Source organism: Acetobacterium carbinolicum (assembly GCF_047456275.1).
GTDB lineage: Bacteria > Bacillota > Clostridia > Eubacteriales > Eubacteriaceae > Acetobacterium > Acetobacterium carbinolicum.
Genome location: NZ_CP173357.1, coordinates 2,367,816 through 2,393,123, shown reverse-complemented (window position 1 = coordinate 2,393,123; position 25,308 = coordinate 2,367,816). Strand labels below are relative to the sequence as shown.

The 25,308-nt window shown below is 37.4% G+C and carries 17 protein-coding genes, 1 tRNA gene and 1 riboswitch; all 18 genes read left to right on the top strand.

Features of this window, described 5'->3' with window-relative positions:
• The first annotated feature begins 80 nt into the window (after positions 1-80).
• The 18 genes from queG to ACIZ62_RS10985 all read left to right on the top strand — a co-directional run bounded on the left by queG (position 81) and on the right by ACIZ62_RS10985 (position 25,191).
• Positions 81-1,013: a tRNA epoxyqueuosine(34) reductase QueG gene (gene queG / locus ACIZ62_RS11070; protein ID WP_111886593.1), complete on the top strand. Its 933-nt coding sequence runs from the start codon at positions 81-83 to the stop codon at positions 1,011-1,013.
• Between the two features lie 76 nt (positions 1,014-1,089).
• On the top strand, positions 1,090-2,565 hold the full coding sequence (gltX, locus tag ACIZ62_RS11065) for a glutamate--tRNA ligase (protein WP_111886594.1): 1,476 nt from the start codon (positions 1,090-1,092) through the stop codon (positions 2,563-2,565).
• 27 nt (positions 2,566-2,592) lie between these two features.
• Positions 2,593-3,861 carry a protein translocase subunit SecD gene (gene secD / locus ACIZ62_RS11060; RefSeq protein ID WP_111886595.1) on the top strand — a complete coding sequence of 423 codons (1,269 nt, stop codon included), beginning with the start codon at positions 2,593-2,595 and terminating at the stop codon, positions 3,859-3,861.
• A 13-nt stretch (positions 3,862-3,874) separates the two neighbouring features.
• Positions 3,875-4,768, top strand: coding sequence for a protein translocase subunit SecF (gene secF / locus ACIZ62_RS11055; protein WP_111886596.1), 894 nt, complete (start codon positions 3,875-3,877; stop codon positions 4,766-4,768).
• A 127-nt stretch (positions 4,769-4,895) separates the two neighbouring features.
• Positions 4,896-7,001 carry a single-stranded-DNA-specific exonuclease RecJ gene (recJ, locus tag ACIZ62_RS11050; protein ID WP_111886597.1) on the top strand — a complete coding sequence of 702 codons (2,106 nt, stop codon included), beginning with the start codon at positions 4,896-4,898 and terminating at the stop codon, positions 6,999-7,001.
• Positions 7,002-7,013: 12 nt separating this feature from the next.
• Entirely contained in the window at positions 7,014-7,532 is a 519-nt protein-coding gene (locus ACIZ62_RS11045; protein ID WP_111886598.1) for an adenine phosphoribosyltransferase, read from the top strand.
• A 32-nt stretch (positions 7,533-7,564) separates the two neighbouring features.
• Positions 7,565-9,736 carry a bifunctional (p)ppGpp synthetase/guanosine-3',5'-bis(diphosphate) 3'-pyrophosphohydrolase gene (locus ACIZ62_RS11040; protein ID WP_322518983.1) on the top strand — a complete coding sequence of 724 codons (2,172 nt, stop codon included), beginning with the start codon at positions 7,565-7,567 and terminating at the stop codon, positions 9,734-9,736.
• A 9-nt stretch (positions 9,737-9,745) separates the two neighbouring features.
• Positions 9,746-10,198 carry a D-aminoacyl-tRNA deacylase gene (dtd, locus tag ACIZ62_RS11035; RefSeq protein ID WP_111886600.1) on the top strand — a complete coding sequence of 151 codons (453 nt, stop codon included), beginning with the start codon at positions 9,746-9,748 and terminating at the stop codon, positions 10,196-10,198.
• A 19-nt stretch (positions 10,199-10,217) separates the two neighbouring features.
• On the top strand, positions 10,218-10,847 hold the full coding sequence (locus tag ACIZ62_RS11030; RefSeq protein ID WP_111886601.1) for an MBL fold metallo-hydrolase: 630 nt from the start codon (positions 10,218-10,220) through the stop codon (positions 10,845-10,847).
• A 7-nt stretch (positions 10,848-10,854) separates the two neighbouring features.
• Positions 10,855-12,306 (top strand): coproporphyrinogen dehydrogenase HemZ, encoded by a 1,452-nt coding sequence (hemZ, locus tag ACIZ62_RS11025; protein WP_414150167.1) that lies wholly within the window; start codon positions 10,855-10,857, stop codon positions 12,304-12,306.
• Positions 12,307-12,425: 119 nt separating this feature from the next.
• Positions 12,426-12,513, top strand: a riboswitch (cyclic di-GMP riboswitch).
• A gap of 607 nt (positions 12,514-13,120) precedes the next feature.
• The gene (locus ACIZ62_RS11020; RefSeq protein ID WP_414150166.1) at positions 13,121-15,787 is read left to right on the top strand and encodes a transposase; all 2,667 of its coding nucleotides are present in this window, start codon (positions 13,121-13,123) and stop codon (positions 15,785-15,787) included.
• Between the two features lie 12 nt (positions 15,788-15,799).
• Positions 15,800-18,013, top strand: a complete 2,214-nt coding sequence (locus ACIZ62_RS11015; RefSeq protein WP_414150165.1) for a glycosyltransferase family 2 protein — start codon at positions 15,800-15,802, stop codon at positions 18,011-18,013.
• Between the two features lie 33 nt (positions 18,014-18,046).
• Positions 18,047-18,850 carry a polyprenol monophosphomannose synthase gene (locus ACIZ62_RS11010; RefSeq protein WP_414150164.1) on the top strand — a complete coding sequence of 268 codons (804 nt, stop codon included), beginning with the start codon at positions 18,047-18,049 and terminating at the stop codon, positions 18,848-18,850.
• A 5-nt stretch (positions 18,851-18,855) separates the two neighbouring features.
• On the top strand, positions 18,856-21,183 hold the full coding sequence (locus ACIZ62_RS11005) for a cellulose biosynthesis cyclic di-GMP-binding regulatory protein BcsB (RefSeq protein ID WP_414150163.1): 2,328 nt from the start codon (positions 18,856-18,858) through the stop codon (positions 21,181-21,183).
• 53 nt (positions 21,184-21,236) lie between these two features.
• Positions 21,237-22,628, top strand: a complete 1,392-nt coding sequence (locus ACIZ62_RS11000) for a mannose-1-phosphate guanylyltransferase/mannose-6-phosphate isomerase (RefSeq protein ID WP_414150162.1) — start codon at positions 21,237-21,239, stop codon at positions 22,626-22,628.
• 118 nt (positions 22,629-22,746) lie between these two features.
• A complete protein-coding gene (gene aspS, locus ACIZ62_RS10995; protein WP_414150161.1) occupies positions 22,747-24,516 on the top strand; it encodes an aspartate--tRNA ligase in 1,770 nt (589 codons plus the stop codon).
• The gene (locus ACIZ62_RS10990; RefSeq protein ID WP_414150160.1) at positions 24,516-24,986 is read left to right on the top strand and encodes a SoxR reducing system RseC family protein; all 471 of its coding nucleotides are present in this window, start codon (positions 24,516-24,518) and stop codon (positions 24,984-24,986) included. Before aspS ends, ACIZ62_RS10990 begins: the two co-directional genes overlap by 1 nt.
• A 128-nt stretch (positions 24,987-25,114) precedes the next feature.
• Positions 25,115-25,191: transfer RNA gene (locus tag ACIZ62_RS10985), tRNA-Pro, on the top strand.
• Positions 25,192-25,308: the final 117 nt, after the last annotated feature.

Here is a 25,308-nt window from a genome sequence, read left to right as displayed (position 1 = left end):
TTGCGTTGTTGTCTTGGAAAAAGCTTCCTATTAGCAGGAAGCTTTTTCCAGTTCTGCGGTGATTAGAAATGAGGTAAACGATGACTGAAGAAAAAATTCGGTGTTTGGCAAAACAACTCGAAATCGATCTTGTTGGTTTTTTTGCGGTGGAACCGCTAACAGAATGTCTACCTCATTTGCTCAAGCGTCACCAGGCTGGATTATCCACTGGTTTTGAGGGGGGAGTGCCCATTGAAAGGATTGATTATCGCAGCGCCTATCCGTTTGCAAAAGCGGGGATTGTTATCGGTGTCAATAACTATCAGACCTTTGAGGGAATCGTGGATGGTCAACTGCGTGGTCATTTTGCTTCAGTTAGCTGGGGAGAAGATTATCATCGGGTGTTGAGGCGAAAAATGAATGAATTGATGCAAGCCATAAACGATGAACGGCAAAATTCAGGAGAATTACCGATGAATTATCAGGTGTTTGTTGATAATAGTCCGTTAGTTGATCGGGGATCGGCTTACCGTGCCGGTTTGGGCTTTTTCGGTAAAAACAATTGTCTGATCAATCACCATTTCGGTTCGTTTTTCTTTATCGGACAAATACTGGTGGATACTTACATTACCTTTACAAAACCCCAATTGGTTGAAAATGGCTGTGGTACTTGTCGACGCTGCCTGGATGTTTGCCCCAATCAAGCCCTCGGCGAAGGCTTCAGCCTGGATCCGTCAAGATGTATTTCATATCTTACGCAAAAGAAATCCCTTACACCCGATGAAGAAAACCGGATCAGCACCTATCTCTATGGATGTGATCTTTGCCAGCAGGTGTGTCCCTACAACCAGGACCTGAAGAAAACGCGGGAGAAAGCCTTTTGGATTGAAGCAGAGACCGCCTCGCCACCGCTGTCAGAAATTCTGATGTTGACGAACAGGGACTATAAAATTCGTTATGGAAAAACAGCAAGTGGATGGCGGGGTAAAAAAAATCTTATGCGAAATGCCCAACTAATCCTAAAAAAGGCATGAATAATTGCAGATTAAGTGTTATAATAATTAAGTTAAAGAACTTTTTATATTTATTTTAGTTAAACATGGAGGAAAAATGATACGAGATCGCTTTGCACCGAGCCCAACAGGGAATGTTCATGTTGGAAGCCTACGGACAGCACTGTACAACTATTTATATGCGAAAAAAATGGACGGAGAATTTCTGCTTCGTCTTGAAGATACCGATCAAACACGGTTAGAACAAGGTGCGGTGGATAATTTACTGGATGCACTGAACATGACTGGTGTAATTCCCGATGAAGGCTTAATAAAAGAACATCATAAGGTCATTCAAAAAGGTCAGCATGGCCCTTATATTCAGTCGCAACGCCTGGATATCTACAAAAAATATATTGAGATACTCCTGGATCAGGGACAAGCTTATTATTGTTTCTGTACTAAAGATCGGTTGGATGAGGTCAGAAATAGCCAAAAGGAAAAGGGCGAAACCCCTAAGTACGATGGCAAATGTCGAGAATTATCAAAAGCGGAAATCACATCTAAGCTTGAAGCGGGGCTACCCTACACCGTCCGATTGAAATTACCGGAAAACCATGTAATTACCTTTGATGATATGGTTAGGGGAGTCATTGAGATGAATACCAACGACTTGGATGATCAGGTGCTGCTAAAAGCAGATGGATTCCCGACCTATCACATGGCGGTCGTCGTTGATGATCATCTGATGGCGATTACCCACGTTATTCGGGGAGAGGAGTGGTTGCCATCAACACCAAAACACACCTATCTTTATGAATGTTTTGGCTGGGAACCGCCCAAATTTGTTCATTTGCCCAATATCTTAAATGATGACCGTAAAAAGCTTAGCAAACGCCAGGGTGACGTATCAGTAGGTGATTTTTTGGCGAAAGGGTATTTGCCGGAAGCGTTGGTTAATTTTCTGGCATTACTTGGTTGGAGTCCGGAGAATGAACAAGAAATATTTTCCATGGCGGAATTGATCGAGGCGTTTGATCTTTCACGAATCAATAAATCTGGAGCTGTTTTTGATCGGGCCAAGCTCAACTGGATGAATGCCCATTATATCAAAGAATTACCAATCGAAGCGCTGGTTAGTCATCTGACGCCTTTTTTAGTCGATGCCGCGGTGATTACTCAGGAAGAAGTAGCAGCAAAACAGGAATGGCTATTCAAGGTTGCACAGATTTTAAGAGATCGGATTGAATATTTTGCCCAGGCACCTCAGGAACTGGAATTGATCTTTAAAAATGATTTTATCATTGAGGACGAGGAAGCGCTGGCATTATTACACGAAGAATCGTCAAAACGCCTTTATGAAGCCCTTATTGCTAAAATCGAGGCGACCGAAGTACTGGACGCCGCCCGAGGAAAAGCGATGCTCAAAGAAATTCAAAAAGAAGAAAAAATAAAAGGAAAGATGCTCTTTATGCCAGCCCGGATCATGATCACAGGGGAAATGCATGGACCGGATCTGACTTTAATTATGGATGTATTGGGAAAAGATGAGGTTTTAAGCCGAATCAAGTCAGTTGCATCGATTATGCAATGATAAATTAAAAACAAAGGAGGAAAGCACATGAGTAAGCAAAAATCAAATAATAAGAGAAAAAGCGGCATTCAATTGATCCTGATTACACTGTTTATTGCGTTAGTGGGATATATACTCTTTAGTGGGGTGTCAGTGGGTGTTTATGACATCGGTAATGTTGGCAATAATATCAACTACGGCTTGGATTTAACCGGCGGGGTAAATGTAGTCTTGGAAGCTGAAGCAACGGATGATGACCCAGTGACGGCAGAAAAAATTGAGTCCGCCATGCTAACGATTCGGCAGCGAATTGATACCCTGGGCGTTTCAGAACCAACGATCACCAAACAGGGTGATAACCGGATCCGGGTTTCGATTCCATCAGTTAGTGATCAGGAAGAAGCACTGACACTCATCGGAAAAACAGCCCAGTTGGAATTTGTGGGACCTGACGAAACCGTTATCCTAACTGGGAAAGACGTTGTTGATTCCAAGGGTGTTATGCAAACAGATAGTTCAGGCTTAGAAAAAGCGGTTGTTACCTTAAAATTCAGCGATGAAGGTACAAAGCTTTTTGCTGATGCCACCCAAAAATACATTGGACAGGCGATTAAGATTAAACTGGATGACGAAATTATTTCGTCACCAACGGTTAACGTGGCAATTACTAACGGAGAAGCTGTGATTGAAGGCATTGGAAACATCGATGAAGCGGGAAATCTGGCCTCACTCATTCGTGGCGGGGCCCTGCCAGTCAAACTGGTACCCATTGAAGTAAGAACAGTGGGACCAACCTTAGGTCAGAATTCCCTCGATAAAAGCATTTATGCCGGGATGATCGGAATTGGCCTGGTACTCATCTTTATGCTCGTTTTTTACCGTGGTCTGGGAATTATTGCCGATCTGGCACTGGTTATCTTTATCATCTTTTTTATGATTATTTTGACAGCTCTCAATGTCACTTTGACACTGCCGGGTATTGCTGGTCTGATTCTCACCATTGGGATGGCAGTAGATGCCAATGTTATTATTTTTGAGCGAATCAAAGAAGAGGCACGATTAGGGAAATCCTTGCTGACAGCGATTGACAATGGTTTTTCAAGAGCGTTTAAAACGATTCTGGATTCAAATGTGACCACATTAATTGCCGGTTTTGTCCTCTTCTTTTTAGGAAGTGGGAGTGTCCAGGGATTTGCCGTCACCTTGATTTTAGGAATACTGGTGAGTATGTTTACCGCCGTTGTGATTACCAAGCAACTGATTATTTTACTTGTAAAAACGGAATTGTTTAAAAGCAATACGTTTTACGGAATATAGAAAGGAGACCATAATGAAAAAGAACATTCAAGTAGTAGAAAAAAGCAAAATATGGTTTGCCTTCTCATTGATACTTATTGCCATCAGTATCGGTTCGCTATTTATCAATGGACTAAATTTCGGCATTGACTTTATTGGCGGAACCATTGTAACCATTGAACTTAATACACCCTTTGAAACCAGTGATGCCAAGGCATTGATTGAAGAGTATGACTCAAGTGCCGATGTGACCTATGCCGGTGAAGCCAAAACTCAGGTGATTATTTCCACTAAAAAAGACTTATCAACTGATGACCGACAGGCATTATTTGCTAAGTTTCAGGAAAAATACAATTTAGAGGATACCGACTTGTTATCGATTGATACAGTGAGCCCTTCAATCGGTGCGGAGATGGCCAACAGTGCCATGATTGCTGCTGTTGTCGCGGTTTTACTGATGCTGGTATACATTACCTTTCGTTTTGAATTTATGTTTGGACTAGCAGCAGTGGTTGCCTTAATCCATGATCTGATCATCGTGTTGGGTGTTTACTCGATCTTCCAGATTCAAGTCAATTCGCCATTAATCGCAGCCTTGTTAACGATTTTGGGTTATTCCATCAATGATACCATTGTTGTATTTGACCGAATCCGGGAAAACCGTCCCAAATTCGGCAAATATGATTTCGCTAACTTAGTTGATACCAGTGTATCTCAAACGCTACAACGAAGTATCAATACGTCATTTACTACCTTACTGGCGATCGGCGCCTTGTATGTCTTTGGGGTCCCGGCAGTACAGGATTTTGCATTACCGTTAATGGTAGGGATTGTAAGCGGAACCTATTCGTCGATCTTTGTTGCCAGTACGCTTTGGTGTAAGGTCAAAGAATTTCAGGCAAGCAAGAAAACAGCGCTCAAAAACTAGTGTTACAAAAAAGATAACAAACGTGATTTAAGAATGATTTGGCGTCATGGAGGCAACTCCCTGACGCTTTCGTTTTAGGTGTTAAAGAATTCAGGAAGTTTATTTTGGATTCAGTCTCGAGGTAAAGATGTCAGATAAAACCAAATGGATATTGAGGAAAAATAAAAACAGTCATTTAAATCCATCAGACTATGAAAGTTTAAAAAAGCAGTTAATGCAAAATTTGGATTTGGGAAGCCGTGCTGCCGAAATACTCATTAATCGTGGGATGGACTCGATTCTACAAACCAAACGTTACCTCAATCCCTCTCATGATGATTTGCATGATCCGTTTCTTTTTAATGATATGGAAAAAGTTGTAAAGCGGATTGTAAAAGCGCAGGAAGCCAATGAAAAGATATGTCTCTATGGTGATTATGACGCCGATGGCACAACGGGAGTATCGATTCTGCTTCACTTTCTTAAGAGCAATGGATTTAATGTCACCTATTTTATTCCTAATCGGTTGATTACAGGTTATGGACTTCATACGACGCCATTGCAGACATTAGTTGACGAGGGGGTAGGCCTGCTGATTACGATCGATAACGGCATTACGGCCAACGATCAAGTCGAATTCTGCAATCAACATAAAATGGACGTGATCATTACCGATCATCATGAGTGTCATGGGACGCTTCCGGCAGCACTTGGAATCATTAACCCCAAGGTGCCCGGTTCAAACTATCCCTTTAAAGAATTATGTGGTGCTGGTGTGGCCTTTAAGCTGGCCCAAGCAATAAGTATCCGGTTAAACGTCGATCTGGATTTACAGAATGCTGTAGAGTGTGTGGCTTTGGCCACCGTTGCTGATCTGGTTCCGCTTCAGAACGAGAATCGAAGCTTGGTTTTTCTGGGACTAGCGTATTTAAACTCTAGTCCTAGAAATCCTGGCATTCGAGCACTCATAGAAGCCAGTGAATTGACGCAGTTAAAGGCCTGGCATTTTGGATTTGTTTTGGGTCCTAAGATTAATGCCGCCGGCCGTTTAGGTGAAGCACATCACATTGTTGATTTACTCACCGGAAGCGACCCGGTAAAGCTGATGGAATTGGCTAAGTTTTTAAGTGAGGAGAATCGTAAACGTCAGGATTTGGAGCTGGCTATCCTGGCGGACGCCCTTGTGCTAGTCGAATCGCAGGAGTTGAATAAGGATGATATCATGATCGTTGTGGGTGAGAACTGGCACTCCGGGGTGATTGGTATTGTAGCCAGCCGGATTCAGGAGAAATACTATCGCCCGGTGATCGTTATCAGCGTCGTTGATGGTATTGGGAAGGCATCGTGTCGCAGTGTTGAAGGGTTTAATATTTTTGAGGCGCTTAAGTCCTGTGGCGAATATTTCAGCAGTTACGGCGGCCATGATCAAGCTGCTGGTTTTAGTATTAAAGCACAAAATATTGGAACAATGATTGAAAAAATCAAAAATTACGGGGAGTCTGTTGGAATAAAAAAGCACCTGATCAGAAAAATTCCCTATGATGCCATTATCAGTGAAGATGAAATCACCTGGGAACTTTTTGAAGTCTGTTCTCGTTTTGAACCCTGCGGTCTTGGTAATCCCGGGGTACAGTTTGTCATTGACAAGCCAGACATTATTTCAATGGGAACCATGGGGAAGGAAGCTAATCATTTACGTTTGAGCTTGAGAAATGATATCAAGGGCGTTGGTTTTGGGTTTGGTGATTTTTATCGCACGCAGCCGGATTTAGCGCTGACTGGTTATCAGGGCGTGGAATTGTTATGTCGTTTAGACGCAAATGAATATCGGGGAAATAAAACCCTGCAATTGTTGGTAAAAGACATCAGGTTGAATCCCATCTGGAATTTGGAAACGGCCAAGCGTTTAGTAAAAGCGATTGTCCAATCAGAAAATCCAGGAGCTTTAATTGACTTGGCAACGGATAACATTAATCCTGGAGATTTGCATTTACTGCGAGAGACGGTCAAACACGTTTATCTTATCCTTGGTAATGCGTCAGGAAGTGGGATATCCGTTTACTCAAAAAAGAATCCTGACCTATCGCCATTTCATTTTTTAATGGCATGTGAAGTATTAAGGGAAGTCGGGTTGATTGCGTATGGATTTAAGGATGGTTTGCTTTTTTCCAAAATAATAGAAACAAGGAAAAAAAAGGATATTCAAAACACGAAACTAATGATAAAATTAAAAAAAATGATTAGTGAACGATAAGGGAGATTTAAGATGGATCTAAAAGAGAATATTGGCATTTATGAAGATTTTCCAAAAGAAGGCATTAGCTTTAAGGATATTAACAGCCTGATTTTAAACCCCAAGGCTTTTCAGTATGTCATTGACGAGATGGCTAAGGTTGCAAAAGCTCTGGATGCAAACATCATCGTAATTCCAGAAGCCAGGGGCTATATCTTTGGCACGCCACTGGCTTATTTAATCGGAGCGGGTCTGGTGCCGATAAGAAAACCAGGTAAATTACCTGGTGAAATTTCATCAGAAGCCTATGATTTGGAATACGGATCAAATGTTGTGGAGATGCAAAAAAATGCCATCAAGCCGGGAGACCGGATTATCATCGTCGATGATTTATTGGCCACCGGCGGAACCATGATGGCGGCGACTAAACTGATCGAAAATCTGGGTGGGGAAATTTCAGGTATTATTACGCTGATTGAACTGACAGATTTAGGCGGCCGCGAGCTGCTTAAGAATTATTTTGTACACTCGATTGTGACCTACCCCTACTAAAAGTACTCATTAATTAAAAAGGCAGAAACGATATGGATAATGACGCAGTAAAAGGAAAAATTGACAATGTAATAAACCTGGTAAAAGCTAACAATCCAGATGCCGAAACGGATATGATCAATAAGGCCTATGACCTGGCTAGGGAAGCCCATAAAGATCAGAAACGTTTGTCTGGAGAGGACTATGTAATTCATCCGGTTTCTGTTGCTTACATTCTAGCTGAAATGCAAATGGATACAGAAACAATTGTTGCTGCCATTTTACATGATGTAATTGAAGATACCATCTATTCCTATGATTATATCAAGGAAGAGTTTAATGAAGATATTGCAGATTTGGTCGAAGGTGTCACAAAAATTGGACGGATTGGTTTTCAATCCAAAGAGGAAAGTCAGGCCGAAAACCTTCGCAAAATGATTCTGGCGATGTCGAAAGATATTCGGGTTATTCTAATCAAGCTGGTTGACCGGCTACATAATATGCGGACCCTGGAATACATGCGCGAAGCAAAGCAGCTTGAAAAAGCCAAAGAAACGCTTGATATTTATGCACCCTTGGCAAATCGGCTGGGAATTTCTACGATCAAGTGGGAGCTTGAAGATTTAGCACTAAAGTATCTGGACCCAGAGGGATATTATGATCTGGTTCAGAAAATTAAAATTAAAAAAAGTGCCCGGGAAGCTTATATTGCTGATGTAATTGATGTTTTAGCTAAAGAAATTGATAAAGTCGGCACGCATGCTGAAATTTACGGACGATCTAAACATTTTTATAGCATCTATCGAAAAATGAAGAATCAGAACCGCAGCTTTGATGAAATCTATGATCTGATTGCAGTTCGGGTTATTGTGGATTCATTAAAAGATTGTTATGGCGTCCTGGGAGTGGTTCATTCTCAATGGACGCCGATTCCGGGACGGTTTAAAGACTATATTGCGATGCCTAAACCCAATCTCTATCAATCCATTCATACAACGGTTATGGGCCCCAAAGGGGAGCCCTTTGAAATTCAGATTCGCACCAGAGAAATGCATGAAACCGCAGAGTATGGGATTGCCGCTCACTGGAAGTATAAAGAAGGCCGAATGGATGCCAAGGACAACAAGTATGAAGTACAGATGTCCTGGCTGCGCCAAATGCTTGAACTCCAGCGTGATTCGGAAGACGCCGGGGAACTAGTGGAAACCATCAAGGTGGATCTGCTAAACGAAGAGGTCTATGTTTTTTCACCCAAAGGTGCGGTGGTTCCGTTGCCGGCGGGATCATGTCCCCTAGATTTTGCCTATCGGATTCATAGTGATATCGGAAACAGCTGCGTCGGGGCTCGGGTAAACAATAAAATTGTGCCACTGAACAGCCCTTTAAAAAGCGGGGACATCGTCGAAGTCATGACTTCTAAAAATTCCAACGGCCCCAGTCGGGACTGGTTGACCTTTGTCAAAAGTGCCCACGCCCGGAATAAAATTAAGCAGTATTTTAAAAAAGAAGAAAAAGACGAAAATGTGCAAAAGGGTCGAAGTATTCTGGAACGGGAAATCAAGCGTGAGGGGTTGCAACACTCTAATCTTTTGAACTTGAATAACCTGGAACTTCTGGCTGAAAAATGCAGTTTTAAAAACCTCAATGATTTTTATGCTGCCATTGGTTATAATGGGATAAAAATTGGAACTGTTTTTCAGAAAATGAAACTGCTTTTTCCCAAGGAATTTCCTGAAGAAGTTGAAGAAATTGTTTTAAAAAAGCCCACCAAGGATGCCAAGAAAACCAGTAGCACCGTCATTGTTGCCGGACATAATGAAATTGATGTTCATTTTGCTAAATGCTGTAATCCGGTGCCCGGCGATAAAATAGTTGGGTACATTACTAAAGGGCGGGGTATTTCTGTTCATCGAGCGGATTGTTCTAATGTTTTAAACCTTACCGATCCCAATCGGATTGTGGAAGTGGAATGGAATAAATACAGTACGGGTTCTTTTACAGCAGAAATTCACATCAAAGCTAAGGAATCCCCTGGAACGATCATCCAGATTTCAAAGACTTTTCTCGATATGGGCATACCCGTGACCGCGCTCAATGCCAAAAATGAAAAAAATGAATACGACTTTTTTTCAGCCACCCTTGAAGTTAAAAGCCGTCGGGAACTAAATTTATTAATTAAAAATTTAAACAAAATAAAAGAAATTATCCAGATTTACCGAGTATAAGGAGACGTTATGCGGGCAGTCATACAGCGGGTATCCGCTTCAGAAGTACGGATTGGTAATGAGTCGGTGGGAAAAATTGCCGAAGGACTCAATGTACTTCTCGGAATTAAAGAAGACGATACCGAAACCGATATGGACTATATTATTAATAAACTGGTCAACCTGAGAATATTTGAAGATGCTGATGGAAAAATGAATCGGTCCATTCTTGATGTGGATGGGGAACTTTTGCTGGTTTCTCAGTTCACCCTTTATGGTGACTGTCGAAAAGGGCGGCGCCCAGGCTTTACCCGAAGTGGCCCAGTGGACCAGGCCGAGAAAAAATATGCTATTTTTGTTGATAAATTGAAAGATCAGCCAATAAAGAAAATTGAAACCGGTGTTTTTCAGGCCGAAATGGAAGTCTTAATCGTCAATGACGGGCCGGTAACTTTGTTACTTGACAGTGAAAAGAAATTTTAGATAAATTAGGGAGAAACAGATGAAAGTAATAAAAAAATCCCTGGGACAGATGGGAACGAACTGCTATGTGGTCTGGGATGAAAAAACGTTGGAAGCAGCAGTCATTGATCCCGGGTTTGAGGATCAGCGGATATCTGATATCATTAATGAAAACAAACTGAAGGTGAATTATATTTTGCTGACTCACGGTCATTTTGACCATCTTGGTGGTGTCAATCAGATTAAAAAGTTAACCGGTGCCAAGGTTCTCATTCATGAAAATGATGCTGATTGTCTTATTGATCCGCGACGTAACCTTTCGGTTCTGGCAGGCATGTCGATGATATTGGAACCGGCTGATGGTTTTTTAAATGAAAATGAGACCATTACCTTAGGTAATATTGCTTTCCGGGTGATTCATACACCAGGCCACTCAAAGGGCGGTATCTGTCTTCTGGCAGAGGATCAGCTTTTTGCCGGAGATACCCTTTTTAATACCTCCATTGGTCGGACTGACTTTGCCGATGGTGATTTGAATGAATTGCTAAATGGAATTAAATCAAAATTGTTTGTTCTGGACGATGCAACCACTGTATTGCCGGGACATGGCGAGAATACGACCATTGGGTACGAAAAAACGAACAATCCTTTTTTAAAGGGGCGTTTTTAGAGAGCCGATGAGAGTACTTCGCTTTGATTTAGAACGACCGGAATTGGAGTATTATTTCCACGAATTATATCAGGCCTTTGACCCAGGCGTAAAAAACGTCGTATCGGGAGCTGCTGATGGTGTATTATCTCAAAGAAAGCGGGGGAATCAAGTCATTCTGACCCTGACATGGGACGATGGAAAAACATTAACTCGGGCCTTTCAAGTTAATAACAGTGATGATCCTCTTGAAAATAGTATTTACAAGGGGTTTCTTTATGATTTTTTATCTGAGTATTTTGACAGGCAGCTGCAGTGGGGAACATTAACAGGAATCAAACCCGTTAAAATGGTGCAAAAGTATGTAAAACAAGGGTGGAGTCCAACAGAAATCAACAATCGATTCAGAAAATACTATCGGGTCAGTCGTGACCGCACGGACTTATTGATGCGGATTGCAAAAAAACAAGCTGATTTTATTCCCGCTGTACAAGGGTGTGCAAATTCTCACCTGATTAGTCTATATGTGGGGATTCCGCTTTGTCCGTCCAAATGCGATTATTGCTCCTTTGTATCCACGATCGTCGACAAAAAGGGTGAAAATCTTGAACAGTACTTTGATCATTTGCTTGTTGAAATAAAAAAAACTGGCGAAATACTAAGCGCTTCAGATTTACGGATTGATACTTTATATATTGGTGGTGGAACGCCGACGGTGTTAAGCGCCATTCAGTTGGATGCGCTGATGTCATCGTTGGAAGAATCCCTTGATTTATCCCATCTCAGAGAATATACCTTAGAAGCAGGGCGACCAGAAACCATTAACCGAGATAAGCTAAAGGTTGCAAAAGATCATGGCGTGGAGCGGCTTTGTCTCAATCCCCAATCGATGAATCCGCAAACGTTGCAAAGTGTGGGAAGACCATGGGAAGCCGGACTGATCGAGAAACAGGTAGCACTCGTCAAATCCTTCGGCTTTAAAACCTTGAACATGGATCTGATTGTGGGATTGGGAAATGAAACACCGGATGATTTTTTACGATCACTGGACGCTGTTATTGCACTTGCACCAGAAAATATAACGATCCATAATCTATCGATTAAAAAGGGCTCCAGAATCAAAGATCAAAACGGGATTGTCGTTAAAGAGGGCTATGGTGAAGGCTTTTATCAGGCGGTGAAGAGCCGTCTAAGTGGTGAAGGTTTTGAACCCTATTATCTGTATCGTTTAAAATACACCAGAGATAACAGTGAGAATACGGGGTATGCGAAGCCGGGACATGAAGGGATTTATAATATTCTGATGATGGCTGAATGCCAGTCTACTATCGGTATCGGAGCCGGAGCAACGGGAAACCTCTATGATCCAGTTACCGATAATATCAGAAAGGTCTTTACGGTTAAGGACGTGAGGACTTATAATGAACGGTTTGAGGAGATTGTGGAGAAGAAATTAGTAACATATAACGTATATCTTTAACCTAATTGTCATGCTTTACATGAATTTAAAATAGGATATAGATTTTACATGCAATTCATTGACAATTAATATATGCTTATGTTAAAATCAAAACATCTTTTAGAATTTCAATATAGAATGATATGAAATGGCAAATTTAACGAAAGTTGAAGACGCAAAGCGTTGAATCTAAGGCATATAATATGCTATGATAGTCAAGCTACCAGTTTTTGGTAGCTTTTTTTATTTGCAAAATAAGTTGATGAGCATATGGTCTGAAAGAAGACCTGTCATCCGATTATTTAGAAAAACAAGTAGTCAACAAGGTGGATTGCCTAAAATGTTGAGAACTTTTAGTGAGTTGATTTCCAATGCACTATGGATCTTGAAATCCCGGAAAATTATTTTATGATGAGTCGAAACCCCCGTAAATTGACAGATATAGCTTATGGGTCTTGCGCACATATATACATTTTATATTTATGCGTGATTTCTGCAATCCGCTTATTCCATGTCTTTTAGTACCTGGATATAGAAATGCCGGATTTCAGGATTGAGAAAAATATACCAGTATTGACTGAAGCTGGATGTTGTTATAATTAGAAAGTATAAACGTCAGATAAGTAATGGTCTAAAACACTTCTTGATCGAAAGAATGCTCTGATTTACTTGGTTAGATATCAGAGCAAGTTGTAAATTCTGGCTGGATTTTAGAGTTTTTCAAATATTGGTATGAAAAATATTGTTAATTGCATAAATAACGAAGCAACTAGGAGTATTTAATATATTCGAAACAGTTTAATCTTTATATTATATCATGAGGAAGTAATAAGCGATGCCTTTTACAAATAAATTGAATCAATTAGATTTTGATAATTATATTTTAAAAAACTTTGGCCAATCTCTGGAATTTATGTTGGGATCATGGGATAAACGTTTTTCTGAGATCATTTTATCATCAATTAATGAAGACCGTTTTGTAGTTTTATTTAATGAAGGGCAGGATTTAGATACAAATATTCCGATCAGTTCAGTTGTTGGTGCATTGATTTTAAAGGAAGTGTTTAATTTAACAGATGATGAGTTTTTAAGGTTTTTGATTAGTGACTTACGTTTCCAATATGCCCTTCAGTTAACGAATCTCGACAAACAATCGTTTAATGAACAGACCTTAAGTCAGTTCCGGAAAAAGGTTTATGCTTATAGTATTAAAACAGGAAGAAATTTACTTTTTGAAGAAATGGAATCCATGGTCATGGCAATGGTTGATTTTCTGAGCATTCAACCCGATTTGTATCGGGGCAAAAGTGTGAATGTTGCCCTAAACTGTAGATTAATGTCGCAACTTGAAGTGATTCATAATTGTATGTCTGATCTAGTAAAACGCATTTATAATATAGATGAAACATTTGCCTCGAATATTTTTTCGCACTATTTGAGTAATGAAGACTATATTCTGACAATAAACCACTTAAAAAGTGGCAATATCAAAATAAGTCTACAGCAAATATGTAATGAAGCAAATAGTTTTCTTGAACAGATTAGTGAAAGGAGAGTTGAAGATCCAGAATTCAATCAACTTTGCTGCATGATGACTGAACAGCTGGAACGGATGAACGATGAAAAAACAGCTGACGAAATTAATGCCAATAATAGTCATAGACAGAACAAATTGGTTCATATTACTAAATTTAGTCAAGAAATAAAGAGTATAAAAAAAGACAATAAGAGTAATAAAGTTTTATCTTCAAGAAAAATAGATATAAATGCAGTTACTGCAAAAAGTAACGAGATTAACAACATAGAAAATAGAATTGCTGATAACAATACGGCTAGATTCGGACAACAGAAAAAAAATAATCTTTATTATCAAGATAGAATCGAAGTAATTAATAAAAATTCAAAAAAAAAGCAAAGTGGCTTAGAATACAATTCAAACAGTCTAAAAATCGTAAAACCTTTTCAAAAAATTAAAAATAGAAATAACAATAAGAAGTTCTTTTGGCTTATTATTGGAATTGTTTTTTTACTCGAGGCCGCCTATGGAATATATTTAGGGTATGGAATGGGAGTTTTACTTAATGATTCTTTTAGTCGAACAGCAAATGCTTTTTATGTTGTTTTTATAAAACCGCAGAGATACGCATCTATTGGTCTTGTCTGGAATCCGTTGCCAAGCACTGTCCAGATTCCATTTATGTATTTAGCTGAATTATGGAGGCCGATCGCTTCAAAAGGAATTTCTGGAACAATTACTACGGCTTTTTTTGCGGCACTTTCAGCCGGTATGATTTTAAAAACGTTTCATAAATTTAAGGTGCCAAATGGCTACGCGTTATTGGTAACCCTGTTATATACATTGAACCCATTTATATTTTTCTATGGTGCTAACGGGATGAGTGAAACCATTTCATATTTTTTTATAATTTACAGTGTATGCAGTATAACACAATGGATAAAATTTGGAATGAGTAAGTACATGATACATCTTGGATTTGCCTTGGCGGGATTGTTTTTAACCCGATATGAAGCAATTCCTTTTGCTACTGCCATTGCTATTTGTAGTGTTTTAAATATACTGTTTAACCCCGATGAGAAGCAATATATTTTGAAAAATAATAAAAAAGAACGATACTATTATATAGAAGGCACTTTGATTTTGACTTTTTTACCATTAGTATATATTATTCTTCTTTGGATATTGTTTAACTTTGTAATTTCAGGAAATCCATTATATTTTTTGAATTCTGTTTATTCCAATGTATCGCAGAGTTATTTTGCATCTATAAATGGGTCATACTTTGAGGTTTTAATATATGTTTTGAAAAGAGCATTACCATTTTTACCCTTATTTATTACAATCATGGGAATGCGTTTAATACAAAAGAAAATAATAAAATATGACTTTATTTCTCTTGCGATACTCGTAATAATAATGCTAGCATTCCATTATCTTATGCTTATAAAAGGGAATTCTTATGGTTGGTTGCGTTTTTTTTCATATAGTCTTCCTATATGTATTGCTTGGTTACCTTATGAAATCTCTGAATGGAAGTCAAAAGAATTAAAATTTAATAAAATAATTATTGTAAGCTGCCTTATAATTTCATCATTGTTATGTTTTAATGCATTAAAAGACAAAGATCTTGCAAAAGAAGAGTTGTTCGCCCGGTTAGCTAATGAATCCTATATAATAGCAGACTATATAAACAATGAAATACCAGATGAAAAAATCCTAATGGATGTTTTTACCTTAAGCGGTGTAATGTTGAATGTCAATAACATTGAAAATTTAGTAGTAAGCAGTAGTCAGAATTTTTATGAATCAATTAATGATCCTCTGCATAATGGTATACAATATATTCTGATACCAGATCCAAGTGGTGCTGGAAGTCTCGATGCGATCAATATGTATTATAAAAACTTATATGAAAATGGAGAAGAATGGTGTGTTGAAGAAGAAAGTTTTGAAGGGTTTAAATTATTTCGTGTAATTAATTAGGTGGTGAGAATAGTGGAAGAAAGACTTGGTGATAGATTAATTAAAGCAGGTTATCTTACTGAGAAGAATCTTGTAGAGGCGATTAGAATCCAAAATGAAAAAGGTGGGTTGATTGGAGATGTTCTAGTTCAGTATGGTTATATCACTTCAAGTGATTTATCTAATTTTATATTTGAAAATAAATTCACGAAGTTAGGTGAGTTATTATTAGAGAAAAAGTTAATAACGAGAGAACAATTGGAATTAGTGATAGATTTTCAGAAGAAATATGGCGGTCGATTTGGCAATATTTGTATTAGCATGGGTTTTGTAACAAATGAGCAAATTGAGAAAGTGCTAAAAAACAATATAAACAGAAAAGGGAAAATTGGGGAGGTTCTCGTAGAGAAAAGTATAATAAGTCAAGCTCAAATGGACGAAGCAATTGATATGCAAAATAAATCGGGGGGGAAAATAGGAGATATTTTAGTATTTTTGGGTTATGTTGATCAAGAAACTCTATATCGAGAGTTATCGATACAGTTTGAAATAGGTAGACCGGGAGTAGAATCAGATTACTGGAAAACAAAAAATTTGCCATATCAGCTTGCAAAAAAATATAGTGCTGTAGTTATTACTGAAAGAACAGACTGTTTTATTCTCGCAGTAAATGATCGTTTAAAGTCTTCTGTAATTAATGAAATTGAAGGTTTTCTTGGGAAACCTGTTGAAGAAGTTCTCGTAACTGATGAGGAAATGAAAGAGTATTGGGAGGCACGATTTAAGAATATTGAGAAACACAAAAGTATATTTGATCTCTATGACTCGCAACCGGGAAATTCTGCAATAGTCACTTTTAGCACAGGTCAACTTACTAGTATTATTTGTTCGGTTGTTTTACTAGTAATTTGTATGATGCTTAATTGGTCGAATACACTGATAGCTGTTAATTTACTTTTTCAAGCTATTTATGCAATTATGACAGCGCTTAAACTATATATTGTAATACTTGGAGAAAAAAACAATGTGCAACTAAAATTCTGTGATGAAGAACTAACAGCTATTGATGAAAAAGAATTACCAATTTATACGATATTAGTTCCGGTATACAAAGAAAAAGAAGTGGTTGCACAGTTGATTAGAAATATTAGTGAACTAGATTATCCACAGTATAAATTAGATGTAAAAATTCTTCTAGAAGAGGACGACAAAGAAACAATTGAAGTCATACGTGGCATGAACTTAAAAAACTACTTTAGCATTTTAATTGTGCCAAGTTCTAAACCCCAGACAAAACCAAAAGCATGTAACTACGGTCTGCTTCAAGCTAAAGGCGATTATGTTGTTATTTTTGATGCAGAGGATCGGCCCGAAAAAGACCAACTCAAAAAAGTTTATCTTTCATTCAAATCACTGCCAGAAGAATATGTTTGTGTACAAGCAAAGCTTAATTATTTTAACAGTACACAAAATGTATTAACACGGTTATTTACGCAAGAATACAGCATGTGGTTTGAAAATTTATTAGTAGGTATTATGCAATTGAATGTACCGATCCCCCTCGGAGGAACATCCAATCATTTTAAAATAAATTTTCTTAAAGAGGTTGGGGGATGGGATCCTTTTAATGTAACAGAAGATGCGGATTTAGGTGTAAGACTCTTCAAGTTCCGTTATAAAACTGTTGTTTTGGATTCGCGAACCTGGGAAGAAGCAAATTCTGACATTGGAAACTGGATAAGACAACGTTCCAGATGGATTAAAGGGTATATGCAAACATGGCTTGTTCACATGCGACACCCGCTTAAATTACTTAAAGAACTTGGACTAAAAGGTTTTGTTGGCTATCAGGCAATGGTTCTTGGCACGCCACTCTTACCATTGATCAATCCAGTATTTTGGTTTTTAATGATAATGTGGATATTTACTAAAGCAGGGTGGATACAGAATTTATTTCCAGGAGCCTTTTATTATACTGCAGTAATACTATTTCTGGTCGGTAATTTTATGTTTACATATACGAATATTATTGGAATGTATTCAGTAATTCGAGATTGCGTTTTAAAAAAAAGACAAGAGTTTTCCTACTCAATTATTAAATATGCTTTATTTACACCTATTTATTGGATATTAATGAGTATTGCGGCTTATAAAGCGCTTTTTCAATTAGTGAAAAATCCGTTTTATTGGGAAAAAACTCATCATGGATTGGATTCGGTAAAAGAAGACAACGTTGCTTTTGAATAAAGTGATAATTATGAATTGGAGGTTCAAACAAAGGTGGGTAAAAATGCAAATGTAACCTTGTCAATTATCGTACCAGTTTACAATGAAGCTGGAAATATTAGTCTTTTATTAGAAAAAATACAGAAAACTCTTATTGGAATTGCTTATGAAGTAATTTTTGTAGATGATAGTATTGATGAAACACCAATGGTAATAAGAAAGGCCGCTGAAAAATGTACTGTGAAGATAGAATTAGAGCATAGAGAAAATAAAAAGGGCTTAGCAACGGCTGTAGTAAGAGGTTTTGAAATTGCTAGTGGTGATATATTTGCGGTTATGGATGCTGACATGCAGCACCCACCGGAGATTTTACTACCTATGTATTGTGCTATGATGAACAATGCTGATGTGTGTATACCTAGCCGATTTATTCCCGGTGGTGGTGATGGAGGACTTAATTTTTGGAGAAAATTTGTTTCATTTGTAGCAAGACGACTTGGAAAGATAGCAATATATAACCTTAGACATGTGTCTGATGTAACAAGTGGAATATTTATGATAAAACGGAGTATCATAAATAAAAGTGCTTTGAACCCTATCGGATGGAAGATTTGTGTTGAAATTATGGCGGTGAGTGTCTATTCAAAAATTGTTCAGATCCCATATGTGTTTGATCAGAGAAATGATGGTGAATCAAAACTTTCTTACGTGGTGACGCTGCAATATATTAAACAATTGTTTAATCTAATACCGAGAATGACAAAAAATAAGAATATAAAAGTTGAGACGTGGACGCTAGAAAAAATGAGCAATGAAATTCAAAAATTCAAGAATAGCAAGGAGAACTTCAATTGGTGAAACATATGGAAAAGAAAGCACTTGTTAAATTTGTTTTATTACATTTTTTATTTGTATTTAGCTTACTTTGTTTATTTGATGTATTTACGTTTAAGGTTTATGCAGAAGAGGAAGATAGTTTTGAAAAAAGTAATATAGTTGAAGCAAATACTATCAATGAAGTGCTGGAGAGTAATAGTAAATATATCGATATTCAACTTTTTCAAGAAAGTGTGCAATTAGACTTGCCTAAAAATACGGCTTCATTTTGGTTTTCGATTCCTGAAGGTACAGTTATTGGAGGTGAGAATTATTTAAATTTAGATATGAAAGTTTCTAATACGCTTATAAATGATCGCTCGAGCATTACACTTGCAGTGAATGGAACAACACTCGAAACGAAGTGGATTCATGAAATTACTGATAATAATCAATCTTGGTGGAAAGTGATTATTCCTTCAGAAGTAATGAAAATTGGTGAATTAAATGAGATGTCAATAACAACGGCTCAAAGATCTATTGAAGGTGATTGTGCCGATATCGATAATCCTAGTAACTGGGTGAGATTTGATCCCGACTCTTATTTCCGAATAGGAATAGTTCAATTTGGAACACCTTATCTAGGTAATTTGTATTCTTTCTTTTACAATAGCTTTAATGACAAATATAGGATTCAAAATGAATATGTATTGCCACAGAATCCAGATAAAGCAGTTCTACAAGGAATGCTTAAAATTTCATCATCAATAGGAGCTTTTAATAGAAATAAAAATTTGATAAGTAATAGAGTATCATTTAGAGAAGCTTCGGATCCTTCTTTAAAAAATAAGTTGTTTATAGGAACTGTTGATAACTTTACTAACTCCTCGATCCTTTTACTTCCAGATTCATTGAGTTCGGAGGAAGGCTTTCTTTCGGTACAGAATGGCAATGCACTAATTTCTGGTAGGGATGAAATTGGTCTTGATAAAGCAATAAATTTCTTTTCAAATATTTCGTATTTGGAACAAATTAATGAAGCGCAATTAAAAGTTTCATCGGTTGTATCTGAAAATAGCGCAATTGACATTAACTCAAATGAAACAGGTTATTACAGTTTTTCTGATTTTGAATATGATGATGTAAATTTGGCAGGAGCATTTCATCAGAAGGCTACTTTTATTTTTAAGCAGCCTGGAGGTATAGAAAGTGGTGATGATTCTTATATAAAGCTCAGATATCATCACTCAGAAGCGTTGCTTTCAGACAATTCGCTCATCACTGTTTATTTAAATAATGTTCCGGCTGGAAGTGAAAAACTCTCTAATTCAAATGCTGATGGAGGTAGTTTAAAGGTGAAAATTCCTGAGGAGATTCGTGAAAGTGAGACAATAGAGGTTCGCGTTGAGGTTTATAATTATCTTGGGAAAATTGATTGTTCAAAGGATTTCTCCGATACGGCATGGACAGTAATTGAAAAACAGTCTGAAATATATTTAGAACCGAGTGATACAGGCGTTTATCCAACTTTAACTAGTTTTCCATATTTTGGTATAACAGCAGAAAACAATAGTATAACAGTAGGAATGCCTACAGATTATGATGCAGATACACTAAATATAATGAATATTTTGTCGACAAAAATTGGTCAGGTAAATGGAGTGACCTCTGATTTTATTGTTTGCCCAGAATCGGATGGATTAACTGAGGATGCGAAAAAGGGTAATATGATTTTCTTTGGGTCATTTAATGATCTTTGGCTCCCGGACGAGGTCAGTGTAAGATTAGGGATACTGCCATTAGATGATGGGTTTACAATAAAAGAAAATTTATCAGTAGCAAATGAAACACTATCTGAAAAATTAGTTTTTCAAGTAATACGATCCCCTTGGGATTTTAATAAAAAAATATATGTTTTAATGTATGACCCAAGTATAAAGACTTACGTTGCTGAATTTCTCAGCGATACGAATAAGTTGAATAGGTTAAGTGACCAAATTTCGATAGTCAATCAAAATGGAGTAGCTACAAATTATTTGTTTGGTGATAATTTATCTGCTCAAGATAACAAAGTCCCACTTACATGGGAAAGAATAAAATATATCATAGAAAAATCAGTAGGTTTGCCAATTTGGCTGTTGTTTTTAGCATTATTATTAATCATATTAAATATATTTGTTTTATTTAAAGTTTTAAAGAAAAAAGGTCGATTTGAAAAAGCCGCAAAAGATATGGGAAATACTAATGAGGAAATTAATGATTCATATTTAGAAAATGATATAACAAAGAGCTCAATAAGTGATTCTTACGTTGAAGGTAACATAAAAGAGAATTCTATAAAAGAGGAGAATTCGGAGGATGATTTTGAAAGATAGCTTTAGATACTGAATGTCATACAAAAGTAATGGTAACGAAGGGACTAATTGAGATGAAAGTAATAATTTTAGCCGGTGGTAGTGGTACAAGACTTTGGCCATTGAGTCGTGATAGATTTCCGAAACAATTTATTCGTTTAAGTGAGAAGAGAAGGTCATTGTTCCAAGAAACGTATTGTAGAAGTTTATTACTTACTGAGATCAATAATATTTACATCGCTACAAATGAAAAATATATGTATTTAGTAAAAAACTCAATAGAGGAGTTGGGCTACAAAATAAATAAAGATAACATAATTATTGAACCTGAGGGAAAAAATACTCTGCCTGCAATTTATGCAGGTGTTTATCAGACTGCGAAAAACACGGATGAGATTATCGTGGTTTTTCCCTCAGATCATATTATCCAGAAAGAACAACAATTCATTTCTGTTATACAAGAATCAACAGATCTAGCAAACGATTCGTTAATAACTTTTGGAATAGTACCAAATACACCTAATACCGGGTATGGTTATATTGAACCGGGAACAATAAAACTAAACGGGTTTAAGGTGAAGAAATTTATAGAAAAACCTGATTATGATACTGCTGTAAAATATGTCAATTTAGGATTTTTTTGGAATAGTGGTGTTTTTATGTTTAATTCAAAACTATTTATTCATGAAGTAATGATTTATGAAAATAATATTTATTTGGCATTCGAAAATTCAAAGAATATTGGTGAGGCTTTCGGAAAAATCAAAAAAAGCATTTCAATTGATTATGGAATTATGGAAAAAAGCGATAAAGTTGCAGTTGTACCATTAAATGTTGAATGGAATGACTTAGGCACGTTTGATGCTTTCGATGGATTGTTTGTGAAAGATGAAAACAACAATATAATTGAAAATAAGGATAACATTATGATAAACTCAAGCAATAATTATATTTATTCGGAGGACAATAAATTAATTTCTACTATTGGTTTGAACAACTATATTGTTATTGATAATCGTGATGTATTAATGATATGCAAAAAAAAACAGTCGCAAGAAGTGAAAAATATTGTTGAAATACTTAAATCAAGAAACGATAATAGAGTAAAATATCATAATAAGGATTATCGTCCTTGGGGTCATTATGAAATTATTGCTGAAGAAAAGTATGCTTATAAAGTAAAAAAAATAACAATCAATGTAGAAAAAAAGATAAGTTATCAATCACATGCTTTTCGTTGTGAACATTGGATAATCACAAGGGGAATTGCTAAAATAACAGTAGATGGAATAGAGAGCATCTTGAATGCTGGAGAAAGTGTTTTTATAAATCAAAACCAAAAACATAGAGTTGGAAATTTTGGTGAAATCCCTTTGGAGATTATTGAAGTTCAAATAGGTAATTACTTAGAAGAAGATGATATCGTGAGATTTGACGATGATTATGGACGAAAATTAAAATTGTAATATCGTCACGTAAAAAAAATCTGTTTTTCATTCGTTTTTACCGCTTGACATCATTCCGACATCTTCATTATAATATAAAGGTTAAGAAGATAAAATAATTTAAGCTATCGGAGGTAGAATGAATACTTATTATAGAAATACCATGTGTGGCGAGTTAACGGCAAGTGATATCGATCAAGTTGTTGAACTGGCTGGCTGGGCAGATAATCGCCGAAATCTCGGCGGGGTACTGTTTATTGATTTAAGAGACCGGTCTGGAAAGATTCAACTGGTTGTTAACGAAGAACGACCAGAAGCCTTTGCGATTGCCGAAAAGGTCAGAAATGAATATGTCTTGTCGGTCAAAGGCAAGGTAGTCTTGCGAAGCCCGGAAAATGTCAACAAAAATATCCCGACCGGTGAAATTGAAGTCGAAATTATGGAGTTGAAAATTCTGGATTCATCGGAAACACCACCGATTTATATCGAAGACAACGATCAGACGAATGAAGCCGTGCGACTTAAATATCGTTACCTTGATCTGAGAAAACCCAAATACCAGAAAATACTAAGAACGCGACATCAGGCGGCTGCCATTGCCAGAAATTTTTTAAATGAAAAAGGTTTTCTGGAAGTCGAAACGCCAATGCTGGCCAAACCGACACCAGAGGGAGCCAGAGATTTTCTGGTGCCATCGCGAGTACAAAAAGGAAAATTTTTTGGTTTGCCTCAGTCACCTCAGCTTTATAAACAAATTTTAATGATTTCCGGGGTTGACCGTTATTATCAAATTGCAAAATGCTTTCGTGACGAAGATTTAAGACAGGACCGTCAGCCGGAGTTTACTCAAATTGATATGGAAATGTCCTTTATTGATAAAGATGATATCATTGCGATTAACGAAGGCATGATTGCTAAAATCATGAAGGAAGTAAAAGGGGTAGAGGTCCAAACACCAATGTTGAGGATGACTTATCAGGAAGCCATGGATCAATATGGTTCAGATAAACCGGACACCCGATTTGACTTAAAACTGATTGATTTATCTGAAATCGTGGAAAACTCGGAATTTAAAGTTTTTTCCGGCGCAGTTAAAAAAGGCGGTAGTGTTCGTGCTATTAATGCAAAAGGCGCCCAGGATAAATTGAGCAAAAAGGGCATCAAAGGATTGGAAAATTTTGCAAAGATTTATAAGGCCAAAGGTCTGGCCTGGATTGATGTATCTGAAGGCGAGATGAAATCACCAATTCTGAAATTCATTTCAGACGAAGAAAAAGCAGCGATTTTTGCGAAAACCGATGCCAAACCGGGGGATTTAGTTTTCATTATTGCCGATACCAATGAAATAGTCTGTAATGCCTTAGGCCAACTAAGACTGGAACTGGCGCGTAAATTGGGATTTGATTTAAGCGATCAATATAATTTTCTCTGGGTAACTGATTTTCCGCTGCTCGAATACGATCCGGAAGCTGGCCGCTACACAGCGAAACATCATCCCTTTACCATGCCTTTAGAAGAAGACTTGCAGTATTTGGAAACAGATCTCTTGAAAGTTCGGGCAGATGCCTACGATATGGTTGTGAATGGGATTGAACTGGGCGGTGGAAGCATCCGTATTCATAATCAGGATATTCAGGAAAAAGTGTTTAAAGCCCTTGGCTTTACCCAGGAATCGGCATGGGAGCAATTTGGATTTTTGCTTGAGGCGCTTAAATATGGGACACCGCCTCATGGTGGTTTAGCTTTTGGGTTGGATCGTCTGGTGATGCTGCTTACTGACAATGATAACATCCGCGACGTCATCGCTTTTCCAAAAACTCAAAATCATGGTTGCCTGATGATGGATGCGCCAGCTAGTGCGAGTCTTGATCAACTCATTGATTTGGGTATCAGTGTGGATGAATTGTAATGAAAGAAATAGGGACCGTAAAAACGCTTCGGGGTAGCACGGCTGAAGTTGAGATTAAACGCAATTCGGCTTGTGGTGATTGCGGAGCCTGTCATGTCAGTAAAGATCAATCGGTTATGCTGACAACAGCCAAAAACCCAATCCATGCAAAAAGCGGTGAAACCGTTGAGGTTGAGATGCAATTTGCCAATGTTTTTGTGGCGGCATTTATTATGTATGGAATACCGCTACTTGCTTTTATTTTGGGGAGTGGTGGCGCGTATTATTTGGTGGGCAGTTTAAATCTTGGATGGGATCAAGTCCTGACTTCATTTTTTACTGGCATTTGTCTGACGGCTATTGCTTATCTGGTGATTCGACAGATTGATCGACAGGGACGATTCAGCAGTAAATATCAGCCGGTGATTATTGCTATTGTTGAAAAAGTTGACACTGTTTCCACACCCATGGAAAAACGGATGGGAAATTAACCTTAAGGGTATCGACGTTTTATTAACGTCGATACCCTTAATTTTTGATGTATTTTAATCGGTTTAAATGAATTAAATAAAAAAAAGCTTGATTAATCCTGCGTTTATCATTATAATATATTTACTGTCTGGGTGTAGCGCAGCTTGGTAGCGCGCTTGACTGGGGGTCAAGAGGCCGGAGGTTCAAATCCTCTCACTCAGACCATTTCTATTTAAGGTGAATATATGGGACAAATTAAAAGAAAAAATAATAGACGAGTCAATTCTTTAAAGAAAATTGTTGTTGGCATCGTTTTTTTTTTATTGTAGCAATAATTTTTAT